The sequence below is a fragment of the Streptomyces sp. NPDC054796 genome (assembly GCF_053611545.1).
Genome location: NZ_JBSHAO010000002.1, coordinates 206,951 through 232,387, shown reverse-complemented (window position 1 = coordinate 232,387; position 25,437 = coordinate 206,951). Strand labels below are relative to the sequence as shown.

The following is a 25,437-nucleotide window of genomic DNA, read 5'->3' as shown; positions in this document are numbered from 1 at the left end:
CCGCACCGCGGCGGCCGGTCCGACGGTTCGAGGTCTCGGGCGGGAGCGCTCTTCCTCGGAGGAGCAACCGGTGACGGGTGCCGCTACGGCGTCGAGGGCACAGGCGAACTGTCCGACCAGGCCGAATCGAACTGCTGGAGGGCGATGCTGTACAGGAGTCCGGGCGCCCGCACGTACAGGCACGGGGAGTTTCGGCCGTGACCGGAGCCGCTGTAGAAGGTGAGGTAGGCGGCCCGGTCCGTCGCGATCACCCGGCACGTGTTGGGCAGGTTGAAGCTGTGCAGCTCGAAGTCACGTTGTGTGCGTGATACCCGTGCGAGGTAGTTGATGTTCGCCTGGACCTGGCTTCTCAGCAGGTGCGGGGTGAAGCCGGGGTCGAATCGGCACACGTCGTGCGAGCGTCGGTCCAGCCAGGAGTCGGCCCGGGTGCTGGGGTCGGGGAGCAGGACCTGTACCGATTCGAGGGAGAGTTCACCCGCCCAGAGGGGGGAGAACACCTCACGGGTGAGCACATTTCCCCGCCCTGCCAGAACCTTGATCCAGCGGGCTCTGCCCAGATCCCGTGCGATGTCGCGCTCGGCGGAGGACTGATGAGGGTACACGCGGGCGAGTCCCGTGCCTGTGCACCAGGAGCAGACGGCGACCAGCCACCACAGTGGGCGTGAGCCGCGTAGCAGACCGAAGACGAACAGGATGGCGCTGGCCGCGAGAGAACTGAGAATCCCGAAAAGAAAAGCGGTCATGTGAGCTTTCCTCCTGTGCCTGAGCGATCACGAGGTCCTTGGCGCTTTCGGTCAGCAGAGATACGAGAGGAGGAGCCGCAGGACGTGAGCGGCGTTGCGCGCCGCTAGTTCGTGGTATCTGTGCCCCTTTTCCTGGTCTGCGTTGTCGGATACGCCGCGGACGACGACCCAACCGGGGTTGTTCCTGCCGTGGACGGAGTTCTCCTGCCAGTACTGACTGAGGCCACCGGCCTCCATGTCCACTGCCAGTACCTTCTCGTGGTAGCTGGTGAGGTATCTCCGGATATCGCTCTCACGGTCCGCGATCACCGCTTCGCCCGATCCGATCACTCCCTGATATACGGCGAATTCCTCTGATGCGTGCGAAGAGACTCGGCCGGGGATGTGCGCCGGAGTCCCGTTATCGGAGAAGTAGGCGTTCACCGCGTGAACGACCGGTGCCGGTGCCTGCCGGTGCTCCCCTCGGCGTCGGACGTCCTCGCGAGGATTGATCTTGCGATTCTCGTAATACACGACATCGGTGGAGACGATGACATTGCCGATGCGGGCGTGCTCGTCATGGATTCCGCCGCCGACGCCTACCAGGGCCCACAGCCGTGGGTTGTAGTGACGGCGCAGGTTCTCCAGCGCTGCCATCGTCGAACGCTGCCCCTGGCTCTGACACTGGGTGGCCACGACCCGGACGGTCTTTCCCGGAGTGGCGCAGTCTCCGTGGTAGAAGTACAGGCCGCTGGGCTCCTTGTGACGTTCCAGGCCCAGCTCGTCCACCACGGCGCGGAGTTCCTCGCTGAGAATCGTGACCACTCCGACGTCCCACCTCGTGCTCTCCTCGTGGGAGGAAGTGCCGGGGTCGTGGGAAGGGGCTCCCATGGAGACGCGGGCCCGGTCTCCGATGGCATTGCCGCTGAAGTTGTTGTTGTCGCCGCGGTTGACGATGCCTCGGTTGACGTTCACTTGCTTCCTCCACCGGTCTGGTTGCTGGGACTTGTCGGCTGGGCGCCCGCGCCGCCGACCTGGGCTTCGGCGCCCACCGCGTTGTTGCTGAAGGTGTTGTTGTCGCCGAAGTTGAATATCCCGCTGTTGATGATTTTGAGCGCGCGATCTTTGAACTCGGATACGTCCACCCCGTTGGCGTGCAGAAAATCGCCTGCGGCATGAAGCAATCGTTGCTCGATCGTCTTCATCCTGCCCGTGATGTCACTCTTCTCCAGTTGGATTTTCGACCATTCCTGGGCTGACCTCTGTCTGACGCTGACGCGGGTTCCGATCAGGACGTTGCGAATCGGTGTCGAGGTGAGGTCGCGGGGGAGCAGTGCGGCTTTCCCCAGTGCGTAGAAATAGCGAATGATCCGCCACGAGCGTGGTATCTCCGCCGGGAGTGCGGCCAGTTCCCGGAACGCCGCCCAGAGGACGGCTCCGACGCCGCTCTGACCGAACTCCTCGGTGCGCTGGAAGGATCTGGGGGTGTGGGCGAGGACGCACGCCGCCGTGGAGATGCTCAAGGTGCGTCCCTGGAGGCTGACGTGCAGCAGGACGGTCGCGACGAACTCCGCCCCGTCTGCGGGTGTGGTGACTTCGAGAAAGTGGTGCTGCTTGGAAGCGGGCGTGTTGATGATGACGCGCATATCGGCCTCGCTGAGCCGGCGTGGCAAGAGGGACCGATCTGCCGCCACGTCGGTTTCCGCGACGTAGACGCGGTGGTGGACTTCGGCATCGAGCCGGACGTCGCCGCTGTCGGCCTCCAGATGCTCGACTGCCTCGCGCAGATACTGCACCAGGTCATACGCCTGGAAGGGAGGCACAAGGTACTCACGTTCATGAAGCGGGGTCTCGTCGTCGCCGGGACGCAGCAACTGAATACTCATCGGGGGGTTCCACTGGTAGACGAGTTCTCCAGCTCCGACGAACGGTGACTCTTCCCCGAAGAGTGTGAATTTGGTGAGGTCGTCCTCGTCTTCGTTCTCGTCCTCGCTGTGACGCGGACGTCGGTACACCGCACAGACGTGATGCTGCTGTGCGTCTGCTGCCTGTTGTCGGCGGGACAGTCGTGCCGGTCTGAGGTCCGCGGCACGCAGGACGTGGTTCAGTACCAGTTGCCGTGCGGCCCCGACCGTGAGGTACATGACCGTGATCGCCCCCGCCAAGTGGAGGGCCACGGCTGCGTCGGCCGGGTAGAGGGCCGCGACGATCAGGCCGAACAGCACCAGGGTGACCGCGACGACACCTATGTGCCTGAGCATCTGCATCTTCTCCGAGCGCTGCCAGGAGCGTTTCCGGGTGAAGACGAGTTTCAGGAGACTCAGGTGCTTGCGCGCCGGCTCCCGGTCGCGGCGTTTGGCGCGCCGCCTGAGCCGTGGTTCCGAGTCGATGCGCCGGAGCAGCGTCGCGAGACGGAGCAGCCATAAGAGGAGCAGGCCGCACATGACCAGGACGGTGGTGGGTGCCGCTCCCATGAAGGCCGGAACGGCCGCGGCTCCCGCCACCGTCGCACGGGGTATCGCACTCAGTGCCGCGGCCCGCCACGCATGACGCATGACCGGAACGATGTCGAATCCGTATGAAGGGGCGACTCTTCGGTGCGGGGCTGTGCACACCTCGTCGATCACGAGGTCACGGAATCGCTCGTCCACATACACGCCGGTGCATAAGTGACGTGTGGCGGCGGTGGGTTCGCCGGTCCGTTCCTTGGCGGGTGGCGCATGCGAAGTGATCACGCTCTGCCCCTGCCTCCAGAGTTATGGTTACTTTGACCATAAGCGTCGGAAGTGTTTAAGTCAATATGACCTTTAGGGGTTCTGGTGGATGACTGGCTGAAGAAGTCCGCTGAGGTGGAGGCGTCGTGGGTGACGGTGGATCTGGCTATCTTCACCATCAGGGACGACCAGTTGATGGTTCTCCTGGTCGAACGTGGCAAGGAGCCGTTCCTCGGTCGGCCCGCGCTGCCCGGCGGATACGTCCAGAGGGGCGAAACCTTGCGCGAGGGCGCGCTGCGCGAACTGTCGGAGGAGGCGAACATCGACGGCAGTCGGCTGCACTTGGAGCAGTTGGGCGCCTATGGGGATCCTGGGCGCGATCCCAGGGGGAGGGTCGTCACGATCGCCTACCTCGCGCTGGTGCCGGATCTTCCCGCTCCGGTGGGAGGTACCGACGCCAAGCGTGCCTACTGGTTTCCGGTTTCGCGGCTGGTCGGTGATGGCCAGGGCTTGGCGTTCGACCACGCGGACATCCTCGCGGAGGCGTTGGAGGAAATTCGCGGCAAGCTCGAGTACACGGCGGTCGCCACGGCATTCTGCGGAGAGTCATTCACCTTGAGTGAACTCCGCACGGTCTATGAGGTCGTCTGGGGGCAGTTCCTGGACCCCAGCAACTTCCGCCGCAAGGTGATCAATACGACGGGCTTCGTCCAGTCGACGGGGGAGCAGCGGTTCCCCCCGACAGGGCGGCCGGCCGCCCTTTACCGGCGGGGCAACGCGTGGCTGCTCAGTCCGCCCCTGCTGCGTGGGGGCGGGCAGTCGGCATAGTGCACGGCCGTCCCGGAGCGACGGAAGTGGCGAAGGCCACACGCCTGGCCTGTCCGATCGTTCAGGGCTGACCGATCGGACAGTTACTGTTGGGTCATGGCACGCTCCGCATCCGCCCTGCGCGGGCACATCCTGGAGGCGGCCCTCGCACTCTTCGTCATCCACGGGTACCGGGGAACGTCGCTCCACGACATCGCCTCCGAGGTGGGCTGTTCGAAGGCATCGCTGCTCTACCACTTCACCAGCAAGGACGCGATACTCACCGAGCTGCTGACGCCGGCCGGTCAAGGGCTCACCGAACTCGACGCGAGCCTCGCCGGGCTGACGGGCGATCAGGCGGTCGAGGCGGCCGTGACCGGCTATGTGGACCTCGCGCTGCGTTACCGGCGCGAGGTCAAGCTCCTGTTCAGCGACCTTCCCGAGATGCTGAACAACTCCGCGCTGTCCGGCATCCCCGGCCTCACCGAACGGCTGCTGGCCTCGTTGGCCGGTCACAGCACGGAACCCGAGGCGCTGGTGGGCGCCTGGATGGTGATCGGTGCGGTCTTCGTGACCAGCGCCAGTGATGTGCCGGTACCGGACGAGATGCTGCGTGACCAGATGATCCACAGCGCCCTGCGGGCGCTCGACCACCACCCCCGGTGAACCTGCAACAGAGAGATATCTTCTGTAATGGCGACCTTGCTGCACCGGCTCGGCCGGTTTTCCTTCCGCCGCCGCGGGCGCGTTGTCGCGCTCTGGCTGCTGCTGCTCGCCCTGCTGGGCGGCGCCGCCGCGGCCTTCAGCGGTCAGACCACCGACCAGTTCGAGATGCCGGGCACCGAGTCCCAACGGGCCATGGACTCCCTCAAGAAGGAGTTTCCCCAGGCCAGCGGAGGGACGGGCTCCATAGTCATCGCCGCCCCCAAGGGTGAGAAGCTCACACCCGCCGACGTCGCCCCGGTGGTCGAACAGGCCGCCCGCGTGGACGGCGTCACCGCGGCCGTCGACCCCTTCAAGGCCAGGTCGGTGTCCCCCGACGGCCGCTACGCCCTCGTCCAGGTCCAGTTCGACACCGGCGCCCAGGAAGTCACCGAGGCGCAGCGGGCCGACTTCGAGAAGGCCGGAGCGGACGCGAAGGGCGTCCAGGTCGAGCACGGCGGCGAGGTGATGACCAACAAGGTGGAGGTCGGTTCCACCGAGATCCTCGGCGTCCTGGTGGCGGCCGTGGTGCTGGTCATCACCTTCGGCTCACTGGTGGCCGCGGGCATGACCCTGCTCAACGCCCTCATCGGCGTCGGCGCGGGCATGGCGGGCCTGTACGCGCTGAGCGGCGCCATCGAACTCACCAGCACCGCGCCGATCCTGGCGCTGATGCTCGGACTGGCCGTCGGCATCGACTACTCGCTCTTCATCACCTCCCGCTACCGAAACTTCCTCACCGAGGGCGTCGAGCCCGAGGAGGCGGCGGGCCGTGCCGCCGGGACGGCGGGCTCCGCGGTCGTCTTCGCCGGTGCCACCGTGGTCATCGCCCTGGCGGGCCTCTCCGTGGTCGGCATCCCCTTCCTGACCGTCATGGGCCTGGCCGCAGCCGGTACCGTCGCGCTGGCCGTACTGGTCGCCCTGACCCTGCTGCCCGCGATCCTCGGCTTCGTGGGACAGCGGGTGCTGCCGCGCAAGCAGCGCGACGCCAAGCAGAACAAGCAGCGCGACGGCGAGGAGCCGGGCGGCGGCAGCGCCGCCAAGGAAGCGTTCGGCTTCCGCTGGGGCCGCACCGTCCTGCGCGCCCGCATACCCCTGCTCCTGGTGGGCATCGTGGGCCTGGGCGCCGTCGCACTGCCGACCCAGGACATGCGGCTGGCCCTGCCCGACGCGGGCACAGCGGCCAGCGACTCCCCGGCGCGCAAGGCGTACGACCTCACCAGTGAGGGCTTCGGCGAGGGCTTCAACGGACGGCTGCTGGCGGTCGTCTCCGGCGACGACGCCAAGTCGACGGGAGCCGCGGTCAAGCAGGTCGCTGCGGAGATCAAGAAGACCGACGGAGTCCTCACGGTCGCCCCGCCGCAGCTCAACAAGGAGGGCACCACCGCGCTCCTGGCGGTCATCCCCAAGGAGGGGCCCACCGCCTCCGCCACCGAGGACGCGGTCAATGACATCCGCGAACACGTGGCGGACGTCAAGGGCGCCAAGGTGTCCCTGACCGGCATGACGGCACTGGGCATCGACGTCTCCGAGCAGTTGGCCGACGCCCTGCCGGTCTACCTCCTGCTGGTGGTCGGCCTGTCCATCCTGCTGCTGATGCTCGTCTTCCGCTCCATCCTCGTTCCCATCAAGGCGGCGCTCGGCTTCCTGCTCACCGTCGGTGCCACCTTCGGCATCACCGTCGCCGTGTTCCAGCAGGGCCACCTCGCCGACCTCGTCGGCCTCGACACCTCGGGGCCCCTGGTCAGCTTCCTGCCCATCCTCCTCATCGGCATCCTCTTCGGCCTGGCCATGGACTACGAGGTCTTCCTCGTCTCCCGTATGCGCGAGGACTATGTGCACGGCGCCGAGGCGTCCCAGGCCACCGTCAACGGCCTGGGCCACAACGGGCGCGTGGTGACCGCCGCGGCGCTCATCATGACCTCGGTGTTCGGCGGCTTCGTGTTCATGGAGGACCCGATCATCAAGTCGATCGGCTTCGCGCTGGCCGTGGGTGTGCTGGTGGACGCCTTCGTCGTCCGCATGACCCTGGTGCCCGCGGCGATGTCGCTCCTCGGCCGCGCCGCCTGGTGGCTGCCGCGCCCCTTGCAGCGGGCCCTGCCCAACCTCGACGTCGAGGGCGAGAAGCTGCGGGAGCGGCCCGTGCCCGCACAGCGCGAACGGGAGGACGTACGGGTCTGAGTGCCCGTCAGAGAGCGGGGCGCGGACGCCACCGTTGAGGCACCGCCCCTGACATACCCCCTGACGCACCACCCCTGAGAAACCGCCCTCGCGGTGAGCCGCACGACCGCTCACCGCGAGGGCGCGCTTCTGTCCTCCCCGACGTCGGAGATCATCCTGCGCGGAACCTTGAGCGCGGCCACGTACTCCCCGTCGCCGCACCGGTGGCAGACTGGCCGGGACAGTGGGAACCGTGGGACATACGGGGGTGGGGATGTCGCGGACGCGGCGTGCGTGGTGGTGGGCCGGCGGCGCGTGGCTGGCGCTCGTCCTGGCGGGCGGTGGCGCCACGCTGGCGCTGCGGCCTGACAGCCCGTCACCCGACGGGGAGACGCGCGAGGGACAGCCGTCCGGGGCGCCGGCCTTGAGCCCTGAGCAGGCGGAGAACTGTGAGGAAGCGATGGTGGAAGCCCGGCGCGAGGTGGAGCGTGAGCCCCGGGACGGGTTGCACATCTACGCCTACAAGTGCGGCGACTGAGGGGCTGCGCGCCGGTGCCGGGCTGAGCAGGCTGAGACAACCCGGCGTCGGCGGTTTCACCACGTTCACGCTCTTGCCCCGCTGGGTCCCGGTAGCGCGGCGGGCTGTGCGGGCAGGCCATGTGCCGAAGCCCTTTCCCCAGACGCTGTGGCGTCGCTTTCGCATTCCGCTCATCCTGCTGTGAGGTGTGATGCACGACCTCGGCCCCGCCCGCATCACCCGGTGCACGTCCGGCGACTCGCTTCTTCCGTCACCTCTCCGGAGGGAGAGTGCGCACAGCCCCGTCCGGGTCATCTTGGGAGGCGCGGGAACAGGGCGGACGACGCTGCTCAGACGAACAGTCGTGCAGGCTCAGCAGACCGGTTTCGCCGTGGCCACGGCCCGGGGCGGTATCCGTGAGAAAGACGTGCGGAACGGGATACTGTGCGAGCTGGCGGCATCCGCGGGAGTGCGTGATATTTCCGGCCAGGCCGGTTCCCATGCCTGGCTGACCGAAATGACTCCGAAGGCATCGCGGGGCCTTTTGATCGCGGTGGACGAGGCGCAATGGGCCGACGAGCCCTCTCTGCGAGTACTCGGACGATTATGGCACTTACCCGTGACGGTCGCCCTCACCATACGAGGGAATCAGCGCCCTGAGGTATCACCGGCGCTCCTCGACCTCGAAGAAATGGCGGACACGGTTGCGCTGGGAAACTTGAACGCGATTTCCGCCGAATCCTTGCTCCGGTCCCGGCTGCCGAAGACCCCCTCGTCACGCTTCTGCGATCAGGCGCACACCGCGACCGGAGGCAACCCGGCACTTCTGGCGCAATTGGCCGCGGTCAGCACGGAAACCGGCATGGAACCGGGCGATGACGCGGTCGAGAGTCTTGTGCGGTACCACCCCCGGGCGTGTGCACGACCGCTCGTCACCCGAATCTCCTCGGAGGGCGAGCTGTCCGTCGCCGTGTGCCGGGAGCTGACCAGGATGAAGAACCCGGATACCGCCATGCTCGCACGGAGGATGGGGGTCACCGAGGCGGAAGCGGTACGGACCGTGGGCGGGCTGGCGCAGATGGGAGTGGTCTCCGCCGGTGCCAGAATCACCTTGCGGTATCCAGTGGTAGGCGCCGCTTTCACGCGGACGGAGAAACAGCGGACGGAGAAACGGGAGGGCGCCGGGCTTCCCTTCGGGCAGAAGTTGTCACCACATCAGATGCGTATCGCCCGATTAGCCGTCAAGGGGTGGAAGAACCGGGAGATCGCCGACTGTTTCGGGGTGAGTACGCGAGCTGTCGAGTTCCAGATGACGGACGTGTACCGCAGGCTGGGGATAACCCGGCGGGCGCAACTGGCACTCGCGCTGCCCGGGGACTACGGCTCGACTCGGCCGGAATGAAAACGCGTGGGCGGCCTCCCGTGTTCACGGAAGTGCTGCAACCCGTACCGGGCGTCCTCACCGCTGAACAGCGCGGAGAAGAGAAGCCGTTCGACCTCCAGACCGTCGTGTCCGTCATGCCGGGGACGCGTGCTCATGGCTTCCTTCGCCGCGCGGATCGCCGAGCTGGAGCCGCTCGACAGGCGGGCGGCGTATTCCCGCGCCCTGGTGAACACCTCGTCGTCGGGCACCACCTCGTCGACAAGGCCGAGCGCGAGCGCCTCGGCGGAGTGCACCTGGCGGCCCGTATAGATGAGATCCTTCGCCCGTGAGAGCCCGATGAGCCGCGGCAGGCGCTGGGTACCGCCGCCACCGGGGATCAGCCCGAGCCTTACCTCCGGCTGGCCGAGTACAGAACTGGCCGCGCATATCCGGTAATCGGCGCACAGCGCCAGCTCCAGCCCGCCACCCAGAGTATGCCCTGTCAGCGCGGCCACTACGGGGCTGCGGATGGCCTCCACGGCGGAGAAGGCCGCGTGGGCGCGGCGGGCGAGCACATCGACCTCGGACGAGGACGCCTCCGCCATCTCGTGGATGTCCCCTCCAGCGGCCAGTGCCCGGTCGCCGCCGTAGAGGATCACGGACCTGATCCGGGGGTCCTGGCCGACGCGCAGGGCAGCCGCTCCGATCATGTCGCGCATGTGGGTGTTCAGCACATTGAGGGGAGGCCGGTCCAGCCGGATGACCGCGATGTTGTCGGCGGTCTCCACCCGGACGGAATCCTTGTGGGGTTCCTCCGGTGAGGAGGCCCGGTCGTTTCCGTGAAGTTCTTCCATGGAGTTCGGTCCTCCCTGTGGAATGGCCTCCCCCTGAATCCTCAGTGTTTCCCGGCCGACCTCGGTCCGCCCTACGGGAAAGCGAAGCCTCATCGCGGTGAGTGCTGATACTTCGACAGTTCGCTCTTCGCGACGACGTGCCGGTGCACCTCGTCGGGCCCGTCCGCGATCCGCAGCACCCGTGTGAAGGTGTACATCTGGGCGAGCGGATAATCCTGTGAGAGACCGCCGCCACCATGCACTTGGACAGCTCGGTCGATCACTGTGCCGGCCATGGACGGTACTACCGCCTTGATCGCTGAGATGGCCGCTCGTGAGGCAGCGGCCTCCGTCCCGGCCGTGTCGACTGTCCAGGCGGCGTGTTCGACCAGGAGCCGGGCCTGGTCGATCTCCGTACGTGACCTGGCTATGCCCTCGCGTACGCTGCCGTGCTCCGCCAGTTTCGCGCCGAAGGCCACCCGGCCCAGACTCCGCTCGCACATCAGGCCGAGTGCGCGCTCCGCCATCCCGACCAGCCGCATGCAGTGGTGGATGCGCCCTCCCGCGAGACGTGCCTGAGCGAGCGCGAAACCGGCGCCCTCCTCCCCGAGCAGGCAGCCGAGGGGAACACGGGCCCGGTCGAAGGTCACCTCGGCGTGACCTCCCGTCGGCCCGTCCCAGTACCCCAGCACGGAAAGCGGCCGGTTGATCTCCACACCCTCGGTGTCCGCGGGGATCAGGAGCAGGCTGTGACGCTTGCGGACCGGCGCGGACGGGTCGGTCACGCCCATCAGGACAATGAGGTCGCAGACGGGGCTGAGGACGCCCGAGGTCCACCACTTGCGGCCGGTGACAAGGTAGTGGTCACCGTCGCGTTCGATGCGGGTGGCGATGTTCCGGGCGTCGCTGGAGGCTACCTCCGGCTCGGTCATGGCGAAGGCGGACTTGGCCGCCCCCTCAAGCAAGGGGGTGAGCCAGCGTCGCTTCTGCGCCTCGGTGCCTGCTTCGACCAGCAGCTCGATGTTCCCGGAGTCCGGGGCGGCGCAGTTGAGGGCCTCGGGTGCGAGGAACGGACTCGAACCAGTGATCTCGGCGAGCGGCGCGTACTGGAGGTTCGTGAGCCCGGCGCCGTAGTCGGGATGGCTGAGGAAGAGGTTCCACAGCCCTTCCGCACGCGCGCTCTCCTTGAGCGGTTCGAGGACCGCGGGGCGGCCCCAGTGCGGGGTTCCCGCGGTGATCTCCGCGGCTGCCACGGATTCGGCGGGAAGCACCCGCTCGTCCATGAACGCCAGCAGCCGTGCGGCCAGCTCGGAGGTTCGGGGGTCGTCGCTGAAGTCCATGGGTTCCTTCCCGGGAAGGGATCGCGGACGGCTCAGTCCTGTGGGGTCTCTCCTTGCAGCCCTGGCTGCCGCGACTGGAGGACACGCTGTCTCGCCCTGTCGACCAGAGCCTGCGGCGAGGGCTCCCGAAGCGTCTGCCCGTTCAGGGCGAGGGCCTGGAGCAGCACGGCGGTACGGACCTGGCCGAAGACGAGGTACCAGTCCGTGCGGTCGCCCGCGGCTCCGGTCAGCTCGACGTACCGGTCCACCAGCTCGTCGACGTTCAGCAGACCGGGCTGGCCGCTCAGACCCCGCGCCAGGGAATTGGGAGGGTCGGCGGGGCCGGACCAGCATGCCGCGAGGGTGCCGAGGTCGGTGAGGGGATCGCCGACCGTGCACAGTTCCCAGTCGAGGATCGCGGCGGGCCTCGCGGGATCGTGCGCGTCGAAGACGAGGTTGCCGGGATGGAAGTCGCCGTGCACGACGGTCGCTTCCGGAGACCGGGGGAGCGAAGCGGCCAGGACATCGAGAAGACCGACGGCGCCACGGGGGCATTCGCTGCCGAACGCCAGGCACTGCCGCCGCAGCCGCTCCATCTGCCGTTCCAGGTACCGCGCAGGGTCGGGTGACCGCGGCAGCGCGCGGTGGTGGCGGGGAGGAAGGCGGTGCAACGAGCAGAGCGTCTCGACCACCGCGAGACTCAGCTTCCGGGCCTGCTCCGCGCTCAGCCCCGTCGGCTTCCGGGTGTGGACGGTGCCTTCGACCCACTCCAGCACGCTGAACGCCGTGCCCAGGACCGAGGCGTCCTCGCACACGGCGACGGGGGCGGGTGCCCGTACCGGCGAGCCCCGGAGAGTGCGAAGGGCACGGTATTCCCGGAGGAGTCCGGCTACTTCCCGCCGGGAGACGGCTGTACGCAGCACCCAGGACATGGCACAGCTGTCCGCCGTCAGCCGGAAACTGGGCCGTGACATTCCGCCGGTCAGCGGCCGGACGCTGAGGGGCGGCATCTGGACACCGGTCACCGTGCCGAGATATCGGCGCAGCCGGCCCATCGCCTCCGTGGCGGGGGCGAGGAAATCCGTCGCGTCCATGTACGAAGTCTCCTCCCCGTAGCGGTGACCGGGCCCCGGCCGAGCGGTGCTGTCCCGAGTGTCGCCACAGAGAGCGTGCGCACAGGCTACGGAAAACCGTAGCCACCGGGCACGTACGGGACTCCTAGCATCGAAGAAGCGAGCAGCCACGGACGAGCTGCCACTGCCCCGCCCTGATCTGTTCCACGAACGAAGCGAGGCGCTGTGGACGAGGAAAGTGCGAGCCTGCAAGGAAAGTCCGCTCTCGTGACAGGCGCCTCGCGCGGTATCGGCAGGGCGATCGCCATCGAGTTCGCACGGCACGGAGCGCAGGTGATGCTGACCGGGCGCGACCGCGACCGGCTGGCGGACGCCGTCGCGGACGCCGGGCCGAATTGCGCGGGATTCCTCGCACGGACGGAGGAACCGTCCCACGCCGAGACATGCGTGGCCGCCACCACCGAGCGTTTCGGCGGCATCGACATTCTCGTGAACAACGCCGCGATGAACACAGGTGTGGGTCCCCTCATCGAAGCCGGCGACAGGGACCTGGATCGGATATGGCAGACCAACACCCGCGCGCCACTCCTCTGGACCCAGGCCGCCTGGCGGCATTCCATGCGCAAAAGCGGAGGAAGCGTCGTCAACATCGCTTCGATCGGCGCGCTCTACGGGGGCGGCCCCACGGGGGCGTACAACCTCAGCAAAGCGGGCTTGCTGCACCTCACCCGCCACCTGGCGGCGGAGATCGGTCCGGGCGTCAGGATCAACGCGATCGCTCCAGGGCTCGTACGGACCGAGCTGTCCCGGATTCTGTGGGAGCGGTATCCCGCGGGACACCGGTGGCCCTGGCCGCTGGGCAGGATCGGACAGAGCGAGGACGTCGCCGCCGCGGCCCTCTACCTGGCCGCCGACCACTCGAATTGGATGACAGGCCAGGTGCTGGTGATCGACGGCGGCGCCACGACGGACGGAACCTGGACCGCCATCGCCGATGCCGTCCCGCATCTCCAGGAGAGGAAGACGTCACGATGACACTGACCGGCCCCCTGACCGAAGAGAACAAGAAGCGATCGCTCGCGCTGCTCAACGCCTGGAGCGAGAAGGACCCCGACGCACTCGACAGGGTCGTGGGAGAAGGCTGGATCGACCACGACCCCCACTGGCCCTTCCCCGAACTCCGCGGACCCCGTGCGGCCCGGGCGGCACTCCAGATGTACTGCGAGGTGTTCCCGGACCTTCGGGTCACGGTCGCGGAGGTGCTGGCCGACGGCGACAAAGTGATCTGCCGCTGGACCTTCGCGGGTACCCAGACAGGCGATCTGCCGGACGTTCCGGCGACCGGACGCAAGTTCTCGGTGGAGGGCATCACCGTGGACAGGCACGAAGACGGGAAGCTGGCCGAGAGCTGGAGCGCCTGGGACGCGCTCGGCTTCTTCACGCAGATCGGCGCCAACCCCCCGACCGTGTCCGAGCGGGAGGAGTGAGGGTGATGACCCTCCCTTGGGACACCGACGGCCCCCGGCGCTCCGCGGTCTCCGATGTCTTGCGGGGCATCTACGAGAACGCCCTCGGGTACGGTCGCGGCGAACTCGACTGCGCGGCGGACCTGGAGTCGGAGGCGGGCGTGGATTCGCTCCGGCAGGCGGAACTGGCCGCCCAGGTGACCGATCATTTCGGTCTGAACGCTTCGGAGGACTTCGCCACGCTTCAAGAACTCCGTGTGCTGGACGACATGACCGACTTCGTGACACGCCGTCTCTCGGACAGCGCCCGATGACCTCGTCGCCGCCCCGGGCCGGAAAGGTGTACACCGCGCGGCGTCTCATCGAGACCGAGCAGATCCTCGCTTTCGCGGAACTCACGGGTGACCGGGCGGGCCACCACGTCGACACGTCGTGCGATCCACCGCTGGCACACGGCCTGTACGTCGCCTCGCTGGCAGGGGAAGTGCTCGCGCCCTTCGGCTATCTGGGCCGCCGCAGCACGATGGAGTTCATCGCCCCGGTCCATTCGGGCGACACCATCGAAGCCCGCCTCACCATCCGGCGAGCCGTGCCGGCGGGGCCGCTCGGCACCAGTGTCGAAGCCGAGATGGTCATCACCAACCAGAACGGCACGATCGTCCTGCGAGGCACCACCGCGGGGCTGGTGCCGGTGCCCAAAACCACACGTGACGCCCTGGAGGTCTCATGAGGACGACCGGCCGGTCCGAGCTGTACGAAGCGGGCATGGCACGTCTGCGCACCGTCCTGCCCGACGCCGACGAGCGTGTGGCGCAGGCCATCCCCCACGCTGATCTCGCCCGCTACACGGTGGAGTCCGTCTACGGAACTCTGCACAGCCGCCCGGCACTCGGCCCCCGGGACCGGGAACTCATCACGGTCTGCGTGCTGACCACTCTCGGCGGGTGCGACGAACTGCTGGCCGGACATGTGGAGCAGGCGTACGCCGCGGGGCTCGCGCCGGAGGAGATCCTGGAGACCATCCTGCAATGTGGCGCCTACGCGGGCGTACCACGTGCGATCCAGGCCAGCAGGCAGGCCATGAAGGTTCTCGACCGGTTGCGGGACCAGGCCAAGGAGGGACGGTGACCGCGCGGTTCACCCTGACCGGCGAAGTGGCCCTGGTGACCGGGGCCACTTCCGGCATCGGCTGGGAGACCGCACTCGCACTGGCCCGCGCGGGCGCCGTCGTCGTGGGGTGCGGCCGGCGCACCGAGCGAGGCGCCGCGTTGCTCGAAGCGCTCGCCGAGGTGACGGGGGACGCGAGCCGCGCGCGGTTCATTCCCGTGGATGTCACGCGGGAGGACGAGGTGCGCTCCGCCGTCGAGGAGGTGACACGGACATACGGACGCCTCGACCTGGCATTCAACAACGCCGGAACCATGGGCCGGGGGAAGGTGCCGCTGGTGGAGACCCGCGAGGAGGACTGGGAGGAACTGGTCTCCGTCAACTTCAAGGGGTGCTGGAACTCACTGCGGTTCGAACTCGCCGCCATGCGCGATCAGGGCCACGGCGCCATCGTCAACTGCTCCTCCGTCACCGGTCTGGTGGCGTTCCCCGGACTGCCGCTCTACACGGCTGCCAAACACGCCATCGTCGGGCTCACGAAAGCCGCGGCACTGGAACACGCGGGGCAGGGGATCAGGGTCAACGCCGTCTGCCCGAGCGCCGTCGAAACCGAGCTGCTGCGGGCGCTGCCGGACGACGTGCTCGCCGCCGCGGTCCAGGCACATCCCATCCCCCGCATGGGCACACTGCGTGAAGTGGCCGATCTGGTGACCTATCTCCTCTCGGACTCCGCGGGCTTCATCACCGGGCAGGCGTACGCCCTCGACGGCGGCTACAGCGCCGGCTGATCACACGTCACCCACCGTCACCCACCCCCGTCATTCCGTCGTCGTCCGATGCCCGGGTCAGGCTGTACGAGCCACGCTCCAGAGGGGACCCGTACCGCCCGGCGACGGAGCCACCACGGCGACGGGGTCCGGCCCGACCACGGCACGCAACAGCGCGACCGCGCCGTCCGCCCCCGCGTAGGTGCGTCCCGCCCAAGGGCCGCACCGCACCGTGGGCACCTCCTCGGGTGCCACTCCCGCCGGGAGACGAGTCACCCGGGCCAGACCGGGCGTGCTCCCCAGTGCCTCCTGCCGCGCCAGGACGAGCAGGAACACCCCCTCCGCGAGCACGCCGGGCACACCGTAAGGGGCGAGCAGCGAGCCGAATTCCGGCAGGCGGTTGCCGTGCGCCCCCAGGAGCAGCGCGAAGTCCAGCTCACGGGCGGCCAGAGCGCCGTGCGCGATCGACAGCGCCGCCAGGGTGGAGTCCCAGCCCTGCTCGACGGCCATGGTCATGCCGTGCAGATCCCATCGTTTGGCTACGCGGGCCGCCACACACCCAGGCATGATCCCCGCCACCGTGTCCAGCGATATGGGGGCGATCCGTTCGCGTACCGCGCTCTCGTGCCGCGCGGCGGAACCCCGGTCGGCGAACCGGCGGCGGAGCTGGCGGAGGTGACAGCGGTGGGTGTAGTCGACGCCCGCCCGCGTCGGACCGAAATGGCCGGTCAGCGCGCCCGTGAAGCCCGCTGCCCTTTCCCAGGGGGTGCCGCACCGTTCGGTGTAGCGTTGCACGCATTCGAGCGCCATCATCTGGGTCCGGTCGATCCGCTCCGCCGTGACCGGCGGGATACCGGTCGTTTTGGGCGACGGCACGGGATAGGGGTCGCCGAAGGCCGTGGCGCCCGGTGCGGTTCCCTCACGTAGCCATTCGGTGAGTGCCGTGGTGTCGGGTGCGCCCGGCAGCAGAGCGTCCCAGCCCACGAGAACCACCTCATCAGGTGGCGCCGGAACCGGCGCCGAGGGGCCCGGCCGGTCGCTGAGCAGCAGGTGGATATCGGTGCCACCGAACCCGAAGGCCGAGACGGCCACGGTGCGCGGACTGCCGGACCGGCGGGGCCAGGCCCTCTCGCCGGTGAGGGGCGCGACGGAGGGGACCTCGGCGGGGAGCTCGGGGAGGCGCCGGAAGTGCTGCTGGCGTGGGACGGCCGCGTTGTCGAGCGCCAGGAGGGCATGGGCGAGGGACACGGCCCCCGAGGCGTTGCACGAGTGGCCGAAGACGCTCTTGTTGGAGACGAGGGGCAGAGCCGTGGCCCGCTCGGCATACGCAGAGTTCAGGCTGGTGAGTTCCGAGCGGTCGCCCACGGGCGTTCCGGTCCCGTGGGCGATCACCCAGTCCACGTCGTCGGGCGCGAGCGCGCCGGAGTCCAGGGCCCGCCGCACCGCCCTGTACTGACCGGCCTGGTCGGGCGCGTAGATGGCCTTGCCCTTGCCGTCGGAGGAGGTGCCGGTCGCGGTGACCACGGCGAGGACCCGTTCCTGATCCGCGGCGGCACGCTCCGGGGTCTTGAGGACGACAGCACCGGCGGCGTCACCGAGCACCGCCCCGTCGGCCGCCTCGTCGAAGGCACGCAGCCGCATGCTCGGTGACATGCCACGAGCCTTGGCGAAAGCGACACAGTCCCGGGGGGTGACCGCGTAGGCCCCGGCGCACAGGGCGATGTCGGCCTCGTCCGCGCGCAGTGCGCGCGCACCGATGTCGCACGCGTAGAGAGCCGAGGAACAGGCGCTGTCGATGACGAGGGTGTCGGTGCCCTCGGGCAGCAGCCCGTGAGCCGCCGTACGCGCGATCTCGAAGGGCAGGAAGCGGGTGTCGTCCTGCTCCGCGGGCCGCAGTCCCGCGGCGCGCTCGGTCAAGGACTCGTCCAGCCGGAGGGACCCGGGAAGCGGATAGCCGAGGACGAACAGGACACGGTCGCTGGCGCGGACCGTCACCTCGTCCAGCGCGCACAGCAGAGTGTGACGCAGCCACAGCGCGGTGAGGTCGTCCGGGGCGGTGCCCGACGCCATCTCGGCGCCCAGCACCGGGTGGGGATCGAATCCCGTCACGGCCATGAACCCGCGTCCGTAAGTGGCGTCCTCGCACTCCGGGTCCGGCGAGTGGAAGTCGTCGTTGTCGAACCGGGCCGGGTCCGTGGTGGCGGCCCGGGGACTCTGGCGCAAGCGGTCCCACAGCTCTCCGGGAGCCGACACCTGGGGCGCGAGCACTCCGTACCCGACGATCGCGGGCAGTGCGTCGAAGCTGTTCATTTCCTCACCTCGTGTGAAGGGACCGGTTCTCACCTCGTGCGAGGAGACCGGCTGTCCGCTCCCGCCCGGGCGTACGGGCCCTGACCGGGGCGGCCGTCTACGGGCGGACACCTACAGGCGGATCAGCAGGCCGCCGTAGTACCACCCCGCGCCCGCCGTGGGAGCGAGGACGAGCTGGCCCCGGCGGAACAGGCCCGTTCCCAGGTTCTCGGAGACGGTGCCGGGGATCGCGGCGCTGGCCGTATTTCCACACGTCTCGAAGTTGGTGACCATGCTCGCCCCGGCGCGTGCGAAGTGGTCGCGCAGCGACGCCTGTACCACCCGGGTGCCGGGATGGGGCACCACCCAGTCGACGTCGGCAAGCGTGAGGCCGGTGCGCTCCAGCAGTTCGTCCGCCGCGGTGCTCTGGGTCTTGAAGGCCAGCTCCGCGACCTGCGGGTCGGTGTGCATCCAGCCGTCCTCCGGGCCGATCGTGCAGATATCGGCCTCCGCCCCGGTGGTATGGAGCACCGAGTCCAGCAGGCCGCTCCCGCCGTCGCGCGCGAGCACCGCCGCCGCGGCGGCATCGCCCACCACACGCGCGCTGCGGCTCTGTGGCCTGGCCCGTCGCGAGAACTGCTCCGAGGCGACCACCACGGCGAGGCGCATCCCGCCCAGGGTGCTCAGCAGGGAGGCGCAGAGCTGTATCCCGTGCACGAACCCGGCGCAGGCACCGCATACGTCGAAGGCGAGCGCCCGGTGCGCGCCCACCTCATGGGCGACGCGCGGAGCGGCCTCGGGGAACCAGCGGCGGGTGGTGCAGTTGGCGAGGATCAGCAGGTCCACCTCCTCGATGCCGCGCCCGGCCGCGGCGAGCGCGCGCCGGACGGCGGTGCCCGCCATCACGGGAACCGTCTCGTCGGGGGAGGAGACATGACGCGTCCGCACACCGAGTTCGGCGAAGGTCTCCGGATCGTCCGAGCTGATCTCCAGACGCTCCGGATAGTAGTGCCCGAAGCCCGTGATACTGATTCCCGATTCAGCCCAGGCGCCGCGGTGTGAGCGCGTCATGAGAGTTCTCCTCGTCATCGAAAGTGGCCGCTGGGGTCGAAGCTCCGCAGCAGGGCGAGTTCGTCGTCCCGAATCCGCTCCTCCCCGCGTAACGTCGGCAGTGGAGTGGTCTGCCAGGAGGTGTGGCGTCCGAGCACGGCCTCGGTGCCGTGCGTCTCCTCGCCGTCGGGCGGCAGCCACGTCGCGAGTGCCAGCGGAGAGTCCTCCTCGTGGCGCTCGAAGCGGCCGAACTGGCTGACGACCGAGCGCACCCGGCGCCCCGGCGTCGTGACATGGGCCACCCTTGCCACATAGCGGTGCGGGGCGGCGGTGGCCGCTACGACGCAGTCGACCGCGGTCCCGATGTCGTTGGCCCCGCCGGATCCCGTGAGCCACCGGCCGCTCGGTGAACGAACCGTGTTGATGTTGCCCCGCTGGTCGATCTCGGCAGCGGCCAGCACGCCCAGGCACCGCCCGCTGTTGCCCGCCGCCATACCGCCGAGTGCTTCGAGGACCGACGTGAGCGCCTCGCACCGTTCCATGTGGGCGGAGGAGAAGAGGAAGGGGTCACCCCGCGCGGGCCGCATTCCGCAGAGGCCGAGTTCGGCACACACCCGGACGGGCCGTCCCCGGCGCTCCAGTTGGGCCGCCGCCGTCCACGCCGCGAGATGGGATACGCCGATACCCGCGAACAGGGTGTCGTACCCGGCGCGTTCCACGAGTTCGACGACCGCCCGTGCCGTCAGCACCGCCACCCGTTCCTGAGCGGTCGCACACGCGTGTGCTCCTGCCGTCCCCGCCCCGTGGGCGCGGGCGGCAGGGCCGGGGCGTGCGATGTCCGCGAGGCGTTCCAGGTAGGAGGCGTGGCCGCCGGGCGGCGCGATCCACCGCTCGTACCACTGGGCGGCGGTCTCGGCCGTCGCACAGGCACGGGCCGTGGCTGCCAGGAACGGGTAGTCGTCCGGGTAGCCGGTGATTCCCGCGATGCCCTTGGTGCGCAGGGACTGGGGGTGAGCGCCGCGCGGTGCCTCGCACAGTCCGATGACCCGCTGTCCCGGGACGACCACGTGGTCGGCGTGTGCCGCCACCACGGCGTCGGGGACGATGCGTTCCACCGAGGCGATGACACCTCGCCGGGCTGCGTAGCAGGCCCAGGGGCCTTCGCCCAGAGGTGGGACGAGCACCACGTTGCCGTGCCGGTCGGCGCACACTCCGTGCACGAGGGTGACATCCGGGCGCAGCGCGCGCACCAGTGTCAGGTTCCGTTCCGGGCATGCGGGGTCCGCCACCGTGTGCACGTCCCCCGGCAGCCGGGCGGGCAGGTCGCTGCCGGCGAGGGAACCGGTGATCGCGTAGGGCAGCCCCTGCGCCCCTGCCACCAGGCGCTGCACGTGGCTCAGCAACGACCAGGCCCGGACGGTGAACGGCACTCCAGCCGTGGCGACGTCGGCGTACAGCGGGTGCGGGCGCGGCGCGGGGTACAGCTCCCCGAGGAAGCCCGTCTCCACATGGCGTACGGCACCCGACAGCGCGAGAGCGTGCGCGTTGGAATGAAGGGCCGCGATGCTCACGGTGAGACTTCCGCGGCCGGCGAAGACCCGGGCCAGCGCGTGGATCAACGCGTTGGGCCGCGACGGGGTGATCGCGCAGTGCACATGTGTCCCCGGTCCCACCAGAGCCGCGACCAGCTCGTCCGGGCCGGCGGCGATGAGCGGTGCGTGCGCCGTGGCATCCGCCATGATCACGCGGCGGCGGCCAGGGCCACCACGGAGGAATGGCTGCCCAGGGAGGAGGAGAGGGAGAGCGCGAGGTCCGTGCGCACGGGCCGTCGGCCCTCGGCCACATGGTCGGAGCCGCATTCGGGGTCGGGGTCCTCGCAGTTCAAGGTGGGTGCCAACTGCTGGTGGTGCAGCATCAGCGCGACAGCGGCGACGTTCAGTGTGCCGCTGCCGCCCAGGAGGTGACCGTAGACGGGCTTGACGGAGCCCAGCGGCGGGCGATGCCGTGGTGAGGTCTCCGGCAGGAGGCGGCTCAGCGCGCGGGCCTCGGCGAGATCGTTGTACCGCGTGGCCGAGCCGTGTCCGCAGACGTAGCCGACATCCTCGGGCTTCCTGTGCGCGTCCTCCAGTACCTCTTCCGCCAGGTTCGCCATGTGCTGTCCGCTCAGGTCCATCGTCATGGGGTGTGCCGCCTCGCTCCGCGAGCGGTGTCCCAGGATCTCGGCATAGGCGCGCGCACCTCGCCGTCGCGCCGAGCCGGCCCGCTCCAGGCACAACGTGACGGCGCCCTCGCCCAGTACGAAGCCGTCCCGTTCCCGTCCGTAGGGACGCATCGCGCCCACCGGATCCTCCCGCCGGCACAGGGCGCCCTCGCCCATCGCCGCGTACAGCCGCATCAGCGGAGTCAGCAGCGGGAAGTCGTGTCCCACCACCAGGGCCGCGTCGGTGTCACCGGAGTGGAGCAGCCCGGCCGCGATCCCGACGGCCTGATGGCCGCTGACACACCCGTTGCTGATCGTGGTGACCGTACCCTGGACACCGTGGGCGATCGAAGCGAGGGAGACCGGTGCGCCGGGAAGGCTGTGCAGAATGCCGCTACGGCCCCGGCCGGGCGCGCTGTCCTCAGGGGCGCCGCACCACCAGGACAGGGGCCCGCGGGAGGAAGCGCCCACCATGGCGGTCCGGTGCGGCGGTACGTCCCCAGGCTCCAGGCGCGCGTCCTCGACGCATTGGCCGACCGAGGCCATCGTGATCTGTGTTTCGCGGCCGAAGCGTGCCGTGCGTTCCTCCTCGCCGGGCGGGAGGCGGGAGCCGGGGTCGAAGTCGCTGATCACACCACCGATGAGAGTGGGCGCTTCCTCCTTCACGAACTGTGGCACCACATCGATGCGGGAGTTCCCCTCCGCCAGGTTCCGCCAGAACTCCTCGACGCCGCTCGCTCCCGCGACCTCTGCTCCGATGCCGGTCACCACAACCGGTTCGTCTCCTGGGTGCTTCATCGCAGCTCTTTCCTCACTGGGGCATGTTGTCGTGCCGGAAACCAGGGGTCGCCGTGCGGGCAAGGAGTCCGATGGTGCGGGCCACGGTGTTCCGTATGTCACCGGGTGCGACTTCCTCGTCGACCAGCATCCGCTGTTGTGCCACTTTGAGTGCCATCACCTCCTGGCGATAAAGGTCCAGGAGCGGCTCCCGCAGTTCGGGGGCCCGCTCGATCTCGCGTCGGCATACGACGTCGACGGCGCCTTCCGCGCCGACCGCCGCGATCTGGGCTCCTGGCAGGGCGAAGACCGCGTCGGCCCCCAGCGACCGGGAATTCATCACCACGTATCCGCCACCGAACGCTTTGCGCAGCACCACTGTCACGCGCGGAACGGACGCCTCTCCGTAGGCGTAGAGCAGCTTGGCTCCCTTGCGGATGATGCCGCCGCGCTCCTGCCGCGTCCCGGGGAGAAATCCCGGTGTGTCCACCAGAGTGATCAGTGGCAGGCCGAACGCGTCGCACATCCGGACGAAGCGCGCGGCCTTCTCGGCCGCTTCGATGTCCAGGACCCCGGCCAGCACTTCCGGCTGATTGGCCACCACGCCGACCGGGCGCCCCTCCAGACGTGCCAGCCCCACCACGAGATTGCGGGCGAAGCGCGGTTGCAGTTCGAGGAAACTGCCGCTGTCCACGATCCCGCCCGCGACGGCGCGCACGTCGTAGGGCTCTTGTTCCCGGTCCGGGATCACGGGCATCGGGCCGGGGCTCGCCGGGTCGCTCAGAGGGGGCGGGTGATGGCAGGAGGACGGCAGGTAGGAGAGGGCGTCCCGGGCGAGCCGCAGCGCGTCCCGCTCGTCACGGGAGACCAGATGCGCGACCCCGGAAGCGTTCGCGTGGGCCTCGGGACCGCCCAGTTGGGCAGTCGTGACGTCCTCCGCCGTGACCGCTTTCACGACGCGGGGCCCGGTCAGGAACATCGCCGAGTCCGCCTCCATGATGACGAGGTCGGTCAGCCCGGGGGAGTACACCGCCCCGCCCGCACACGCCCCGAAGATCACACTGAGCTGTGGCACCCGTCCGGACAGGGCGACGTTGCGGCGGAAGATCTGTCCGTAGCCGTCCACCGCGGCGATGCCTTCCTGGAGCCGCGCACCGCCCGATTCGAGCAGCGCCACGACCGGGCACCGGGCCCGGGAGGCCAGCTCCATCAGGCCGCTGATCTTCAACGCGTGGACCTCTCCGAGTGAACCGCCCATCACATGAGGGTCCTGCGCGAAGACGCACACGGGCCGTCCGTCGATCTCCCCGGTTCCGGTGATCACCCCGTCGGCGGGCAGTTCGCGCTCCCGCATGCCGAAGGAGGTCGCGCGGTGTCCGGCCTGGCTACAGACCTCGGAGAACGATCCCGGATCGACCAGCGCTCCGATGCGAGAACGGGGAACCTCCCCAGCCCGCGGGTCCGCTGGGATCGCCTTCTCCTCGACCACCATCGGCCTCGCGGCCGGACTCTCTGGCGTATGCATGGGGCCACGGTCCAAGAGGGAGCGGAACGCGGGCACTACGGCTTTCCGTAACAAGTCTTGTCAGCGGAACAGACGTGGTTCTATTCTGCGCGGCAGAAAGCGCTTTCCAATGAGAAGGCTCGTATCGACGGAGGCGACCGCCGAGACGAGCGCTATGGCGATGCGCGTGAGCTGCTACGGATCACAGGTGCCGCCACAGATGTGATCGAACAGCACGGTGCACAGATGACGGCGTTGGGAAAGCGCTGTCATGGCTCAAGGCTGTCCGTCATGGCGATCTCGTAATCGCCGCCGACGAGTTCGAAGTTCAGGGTTCGATGGCCAGGACCGCGGCGGAACCGCCGGTCAGGCCCGCGAGGAGAAGCGCACTCACATCCGGGGCGGCCGGGCCTCCGCCCGCAGGGTGGCGGATCGGTGGACGCGATCCGGCCGCCTGAACGGCCGCGGCGACGGCCCCCGGCATTCGACGACGAATGGGGAGACCACGATGAGAAGACCAGTCGCACCACGACTCTGCGCGGCCCTGACGGCGGTGGCCCTCGCGGGCGTGACCGGCGCGGTCGTGTCGACGTCCGAGGCGTCGGCGGCCGGCGGCGCCACCGGCTACGCGTCGCAGAACGGCGGGACCACCGGTGGCGCGGGCGGGCAGACGGTACGGGCCAGCACCGGTACCGCGATCCACGCGGCCCTGTGCAACCGCGCGAGCAGCAGCACCCCGATCACCATCGAGGTGCAGGGGACCATCAACCACGGCAACACCAGCAAGGTGTCCGGCGACAGTTGCAACACCGCCGCCGGAGTGATCGAGCTGAAGCAGATCAGCAACGTCACGCTCGTCGGCGTCGGCAGCGGAGCCGTCTTCGACCAGTTGGGCATCCACATCCGCGAGTCCAAGAACATCATCATCCAGAACGTGACGGTCAAGAACGTCAAGAAGTCGGGCTCGCCCACCTCCAACGGCGGTGACGCCATCGGCATGGAGTCGAACGTCCGCAACGTGTGGGTGGACCACGTCAGCCTTGAGGCGTCGGGAGGCGAGGACGAGGGGTACGACGGCCTCTTCGACATGAAGAACAACACCCAGTACGTGACGCTGTCCTACAGCACCCTGCGCAACTCCGGCCGTGGCGGGCTCATCGGATCCAGCGAGAGCGACGTCTCGAACGGGTTCGTCACCTTCCACCACAACAAGTACGAGAACATCGACTCCCGCGCGCCCCTGCTGCGCGGCGGCATCGCCCACATGTACAACAACCACTATGTGAGCCTGAACGAGTCCGGCATCAACTCCCGTGCCGGGGCACGTGCCAAGGTGGACAGCAACTACTTCGAGGACTCGAAGGACGTCCTGGGCACCTTCTACACGGACGAGGCCGGGTACTGGCAGGTCAGCGGCAACACCTTCGACAATGTGACCTGGTCCAGCCCCGGTGACGAGAACAACCCGGCGGGTCCCGACCCGAAGTCCAACACCTCGGTGAGCATTCCCTACTCCTACAGCCTGGACCAGACGAGCTGTGTGCCGAACATCGTGAGCAGGACGGCGGGAGCGGGCAAGGGGCTCGCGGAGTCGAACGGCAGTTGCTAGTGCGCTGACCGCATAAGTTCGCCGGATCGGTGGTCCGGTCGGTCGGATGTGCGGTGACGTTCGATCCGGCTGCTGGGAGGGGGTGGTGGCTGAGCCTGTCCGTGTACGCAGGTCGACCGACCAGGAGGGATAGAAGCCGCAGCAGATCGCGCGCCGGGGAAGTACCAGTTCGGTGCGGTCTCGGCGCGCGATGATGCTGCTGGCTTCTGCGGGCGGGAACCGGGTGCCGGTAGATGAGTTCGGTGCGCTCGGCATCCGGCCACCGCTGGCTCGTGTTGGTCTCCTGCCGGTCACCCAGAGCGCCATCTCGCGACCTACCACCGCACCCACGGAGTTCGCTGTTTCCACGGCTGCTACTCGGTCGGCGACGACGCCTTGTGGGACGTCGACCGTCGCAAGAAGGGCGCCGCGAACGCGCGGCCGTGCTCGACCGACTGTTCCCCGACGCCCCCGCCCGG

22 protein-coding genes and 1 pseudogene are annotated in these 25,437 nt (G+C 68.9%); 12 read left to right on the top strand and 11 right to left on the bottom strand.

All coding sequences use genetic code 11. The features are described from left to right. Positions 1-83: 83 nt before the first annotated feature. The 3 genes from ACWGJ2_RS02810 to ACWGJ2_RS02800 are packed head-to-tail and all read right to left on the bottom strand — an operon-like array spanning position 84 to position 3,457. Positions 84-743, bottom strand: a complete 660-nt coding sequence (locus tag ACWGJ2_RS02810) for a hypothetical protein (RefSeq protein ID WP_453344126.1) — start codon at positions 741-743, stop codon at positions 84-86. Between the two features lie 51 nt (positions 744-794). Next, positions 795-1,697: a 5'-methylthioadenosine/S-adenosylhomocysteine nucleosidase family protein gene (locus ACWGJ2_RS02805; protein WP_453344125.1), complete on the bottom strand. Its 903-nt coding sequence runs from the start codon at positions 1,695-1,697 to the stop codon at positions 795-797. Beyond that, a complete protein-coding gene (locus ACWGJ2_RS02800; protein ID WP_453344124.1) occupies positions 1,694-3,457 on the bottom strand; it encodes a hypothetical protein in 1,764 nt (587 codons plus the stop codon). The genes ACWGJ2_RS02805 and ACWGJ2_RS02800 overlap by 4 nt, the downstream gene beginning before the upstream one ends. A gap of 84 nt (positions 3,458-3,541) precedes the next feature. Here ACWGJ2_RS02800 and ACWGJ2_RS02795 point away from each other — a divergent pair, with 84 nt between their 5' ends. From ACWGJ2_RS02795 to ACWGJ2_RS02775, 5 genes are all read left to right on the top strand, one after another. Next, a complete protein-coding gene (locus ACWGJ2_RS02795; protein WP_453344123.1) occupies positions 3,542-4,264 on the top strand; it encodes an NUDIX hydrolase in 723 nt (240 codons plus the stop codon). A gap of 96 nt (positions 4,265-4,360) precedes the next feature. Then, on the top strand, positions 4,361-4,909 hold the full coding sequence (locus ACWGJ2_RS02790) for a TetR/AcrR family transcriptional regulator (protein ID WP_453344122.1): 549 nt from the start codon (positions 4,361-4,363) through the stop codon (positions 4,907-4,909). A gap of 27 nt (positions 4,910-4,936) precedes the next feature. Next, positions 4,937-7,126: an MMPL family transporter gene (locus tag ACWGJ2_RS02785; protein WP_453344121.1), complete on the top strand. Its 2,190-nt coding sequence runs from the start codon at positions 4,937-4,939 to the stop codon at positions 7,124-7,126. Between the two features lie 253 nt (positions 7,127-7,379). Further along, positions 7,380-7,643 (top strand): hypothetical protein, encoded by a 264-nt coding sequence (locus ACWGJ2_RS02780; RefSeq protein ID WP_453344120.1) that lies wholly within the window; start codon positions 7,380-7,382, stop codon positions 7,641-7,643. 343 nt (positions 7,644-7,986) lie between these two features. Further along, the gene (locus tag ACWGJ2_RS02775; RefSeq protein ID WP_453344119.1) at positions 7,987-9,024 is read left to right on the top strand and encodes a LuxR C-terminal-related transcriptional regulator; all 1,038 of its coding nucleotides are present in this window, start codon (positions 7,987-7,989) and stop codon (positions 9,022-9,024) included. Here the strand turns inward: ACWGJ2_RS02775 and ACWGJ2_RS02770 are convergent. The 3 genes from ACWGJ2_RS02770 to ACWGJ2_RS02760 all read right to left on the bottom strand — a co-directional run bounded on the left by ACWGJ2_RS02770 (position 9,000) and on the right by ACWGJ2_RS02760 (position 12,231). Continuing rightward, a complete protein-coding gene (locus ACWGJ2_RS02770; RefSeq protein ID WP_453344118.1) occupies positions 9,000-9,839 on the bottom strand; it encodes an enoyl-CoA hydratase/isomerase family protein in 840 nt (279 codons plus the stop codon). The genes ACWGJ2_RS02775 and ACWGJ2_RS02770 overlap by 25 nt on opposite strands. Positions 9,840-9,928: 89 nt before the next feature. Further along, positions 9,929-11,158, bottom strand: coding sequence for an acyl-CoA dehydrogenase family protein (locus ACWGJ2_RS02765; protein ID WP_453344117.1), 1,230 nt, complete (start codon positions 11,156-11,158; stop codon positions 9,929-9,931). Positions 11,159-11,190: 32 nt separating this feature from the next. Then, a complete protein-coding gene (locus tag ACWGJ2_RS02760; protein WP_453344116.1) occupies positions 11,191-12,231 on the bottom strand; it encodes a phosphotransferase family protein in 1,041 nt (346 codons plus the stop codon). Between the two features lie 204 nt (positions 12,232-12,435). Between ACWGJ2_RS02760 and ACWGJ2_RS02755 the strand changes: the two genes are divergently transcribed. Genes ACWGJ2_RS02755 through ACWGJ2_RS02730 form a run of 6 tightly spaced genes read left to right on the top strand, consistent with a single transcriptional unit; the run spans position 12,436 to position 15,571 of the window. After that, the gene (locus ACWGJ2_RS02755) at positions 12,436-13,245 is read left to right on the top strand and encodes an SDR family oxidoreductase (protein WP_453344115.1); all 810 of its coding nucleotides are present in this window, start codon (positions 12,436-12,438) and stop codon (positions 13,243-13,245) included. Further along, the gene (locus ACWGJ2_RS02750) at positions 13,242-13,697 is read left to right on the top strand and encodes an ester cyclase (RefSeq protein WP_453344114.1); all 456 of its coding nucleotides are present in this window, start codon (positions 13,242-13,244) and stop codon (positions 13,695-13,697) included. Before ACWGJ2_RS02755 ends, ACWGJ2_RS02750 begins: the two co-directional genes overlap by 4 nt. Positions 13,698-13,702: 5 nt before the next feature. Beyond that, positions 13,703-13,990: an acyl carrier protein gene (locus tag ACWGJ2_RS02745; RefSeq protein ID WP_453344113.1), complete on the top strand. Its 288-nt coding sequence runs from the start codon at positions 13,703-13,705 to the stop codon at positions 13,988-13,990. Then, positions 13,987-14,406, top strand: coding sequence for a hypothetical protein (locus ACWGJ2_RS02740; protein WP_453344112.1), 420 nt, complete (start codon positions 13,987-13,989; stop codon positions 14,404-14,406). Before ACWGJ2_RS02745 ends, ACWGJ2_RS02740 begins: the two co-directional genes overlap by 4 nt. Further along, positions 14,403-14,804, top strand: coding sequence for a carboxymuconolactone decarboxylase family protein (locus ACWGJ2_RS02735; RefSeq protein ID WP_453344111.1), 402 nt, complete (start codon positions 14,403-14,405; stop codon positions 14,802-14,804). The genes ACWGJ2_RS02740 and ACWGJ2_RS02735 overlap by 4 nt, the downstream gene beginning before the upstream one ends. Beyond that, positions 14,801-15,571, top strand: a complete 771-nt coding sequence (locus ACWGJ2_RS02730; protein ID WP_453344110.1) for an SDR family oxidoreductase — start codon at positions 14,801-14,803, stop codon at positions 15,569-15,571. The genes ACWGJ2_RS02735 and ACWGJ2_RS02730 overlap by 4 nt, the downstream gene beginning before the upstream one ends. Before the next feature lie 57 nt (positions 15,572-15,628). Here ACWGJ2_RS02730 and ACWGJ2_RS02725 read toward each other — a convergent pair whose 3' ends face one another. The 5 genes from ACWGJ2_RS02725 to ACWGJ2_RS02705 form a co-directional block, all read right to left on the bottom strand. Next, positions 15,629-17,860, bottom strand: a complete 2,232-nt coding sequence (locus tag ACWGJ2_RS02725) for a beta-ketoacyl synthase N-terminal-like domain-containing protein (RefSeq protein ID WP_453344109.1) — start codon at positions 17,858-17,860, stop codon at positions 15,629-15,631. A 111-nt stretch (positions 17,861-17,971) separates the two neighbouring features. Then, positions 17,972-18,910, bottom strand: coding sequence for a 3-oxoacyl-[acyl-carrier-protein] synthase III C-terminal domain-containing protein (locus ACWGJ2_RS02720; protein ID WP_453344108.1), 939 nt, complete (start codon positions 18,908-18,910; stop codon positions 17,972-17,974). A gap of 14 nt (positions 18,911-18,924) precedes the next feature. After that, the gene (locus ACWGJ2_RS02715; protein ID WP_453344107.1) at positions 18,925-20,628 is read right to left on the bottom strand and encodes a CoA-transferase; all 1,704 of its coding nucleotides are present in this window, start codon (positions 20,626-20,628) and stop codon (positions 18,925-18,927) included. A 2-nt stretch (positions 20,629-20,630) separates the two neighbouring features. After that, positions 20,631-21,887 (bottom strand): beta-ketoacyl-[acyl-carrier-protein] synthase family protein, encoded by a 1,257-nt coding sequence (locus ACWGJ2_RS02710; protein ID WP_453344106.1) that lies wholly within the window; start codon positions 21,885-21,887, stop codon positions 20,631-20,633. 13 nt (positions 21,888-21,900) lie between these two features. Further along, positions 21,901-23,391 carry an acyl-CoA carboxylase subunit beta gene (locus ACWGJ2_RS02705; RefSeq protein ID WP_453344105.1) on the bottom strand — a complete coding sequence of 497 codons (1,491 nt, stop codon included), beginning with the start codon at positions 23,389-23,391 and terminating at the stop codon, positions 21,901-21,903. Between the two features lie 487 nt (positions 23,392-23,878). On the opposite strand from ACWGJ2_RS02705, the pseudogene ACWGJ2_RS02700 reads away from it, so the two are divergent. Continuing rightward, positions 23,879-24,976, top strand: a pseudogene (locus ACWGJ2_RS02700) (pectate lyase family protein); the annotation flags it as partial. Between the last annotated feature and the right edge of the window lie 461 nt (positions 24,977-25,437).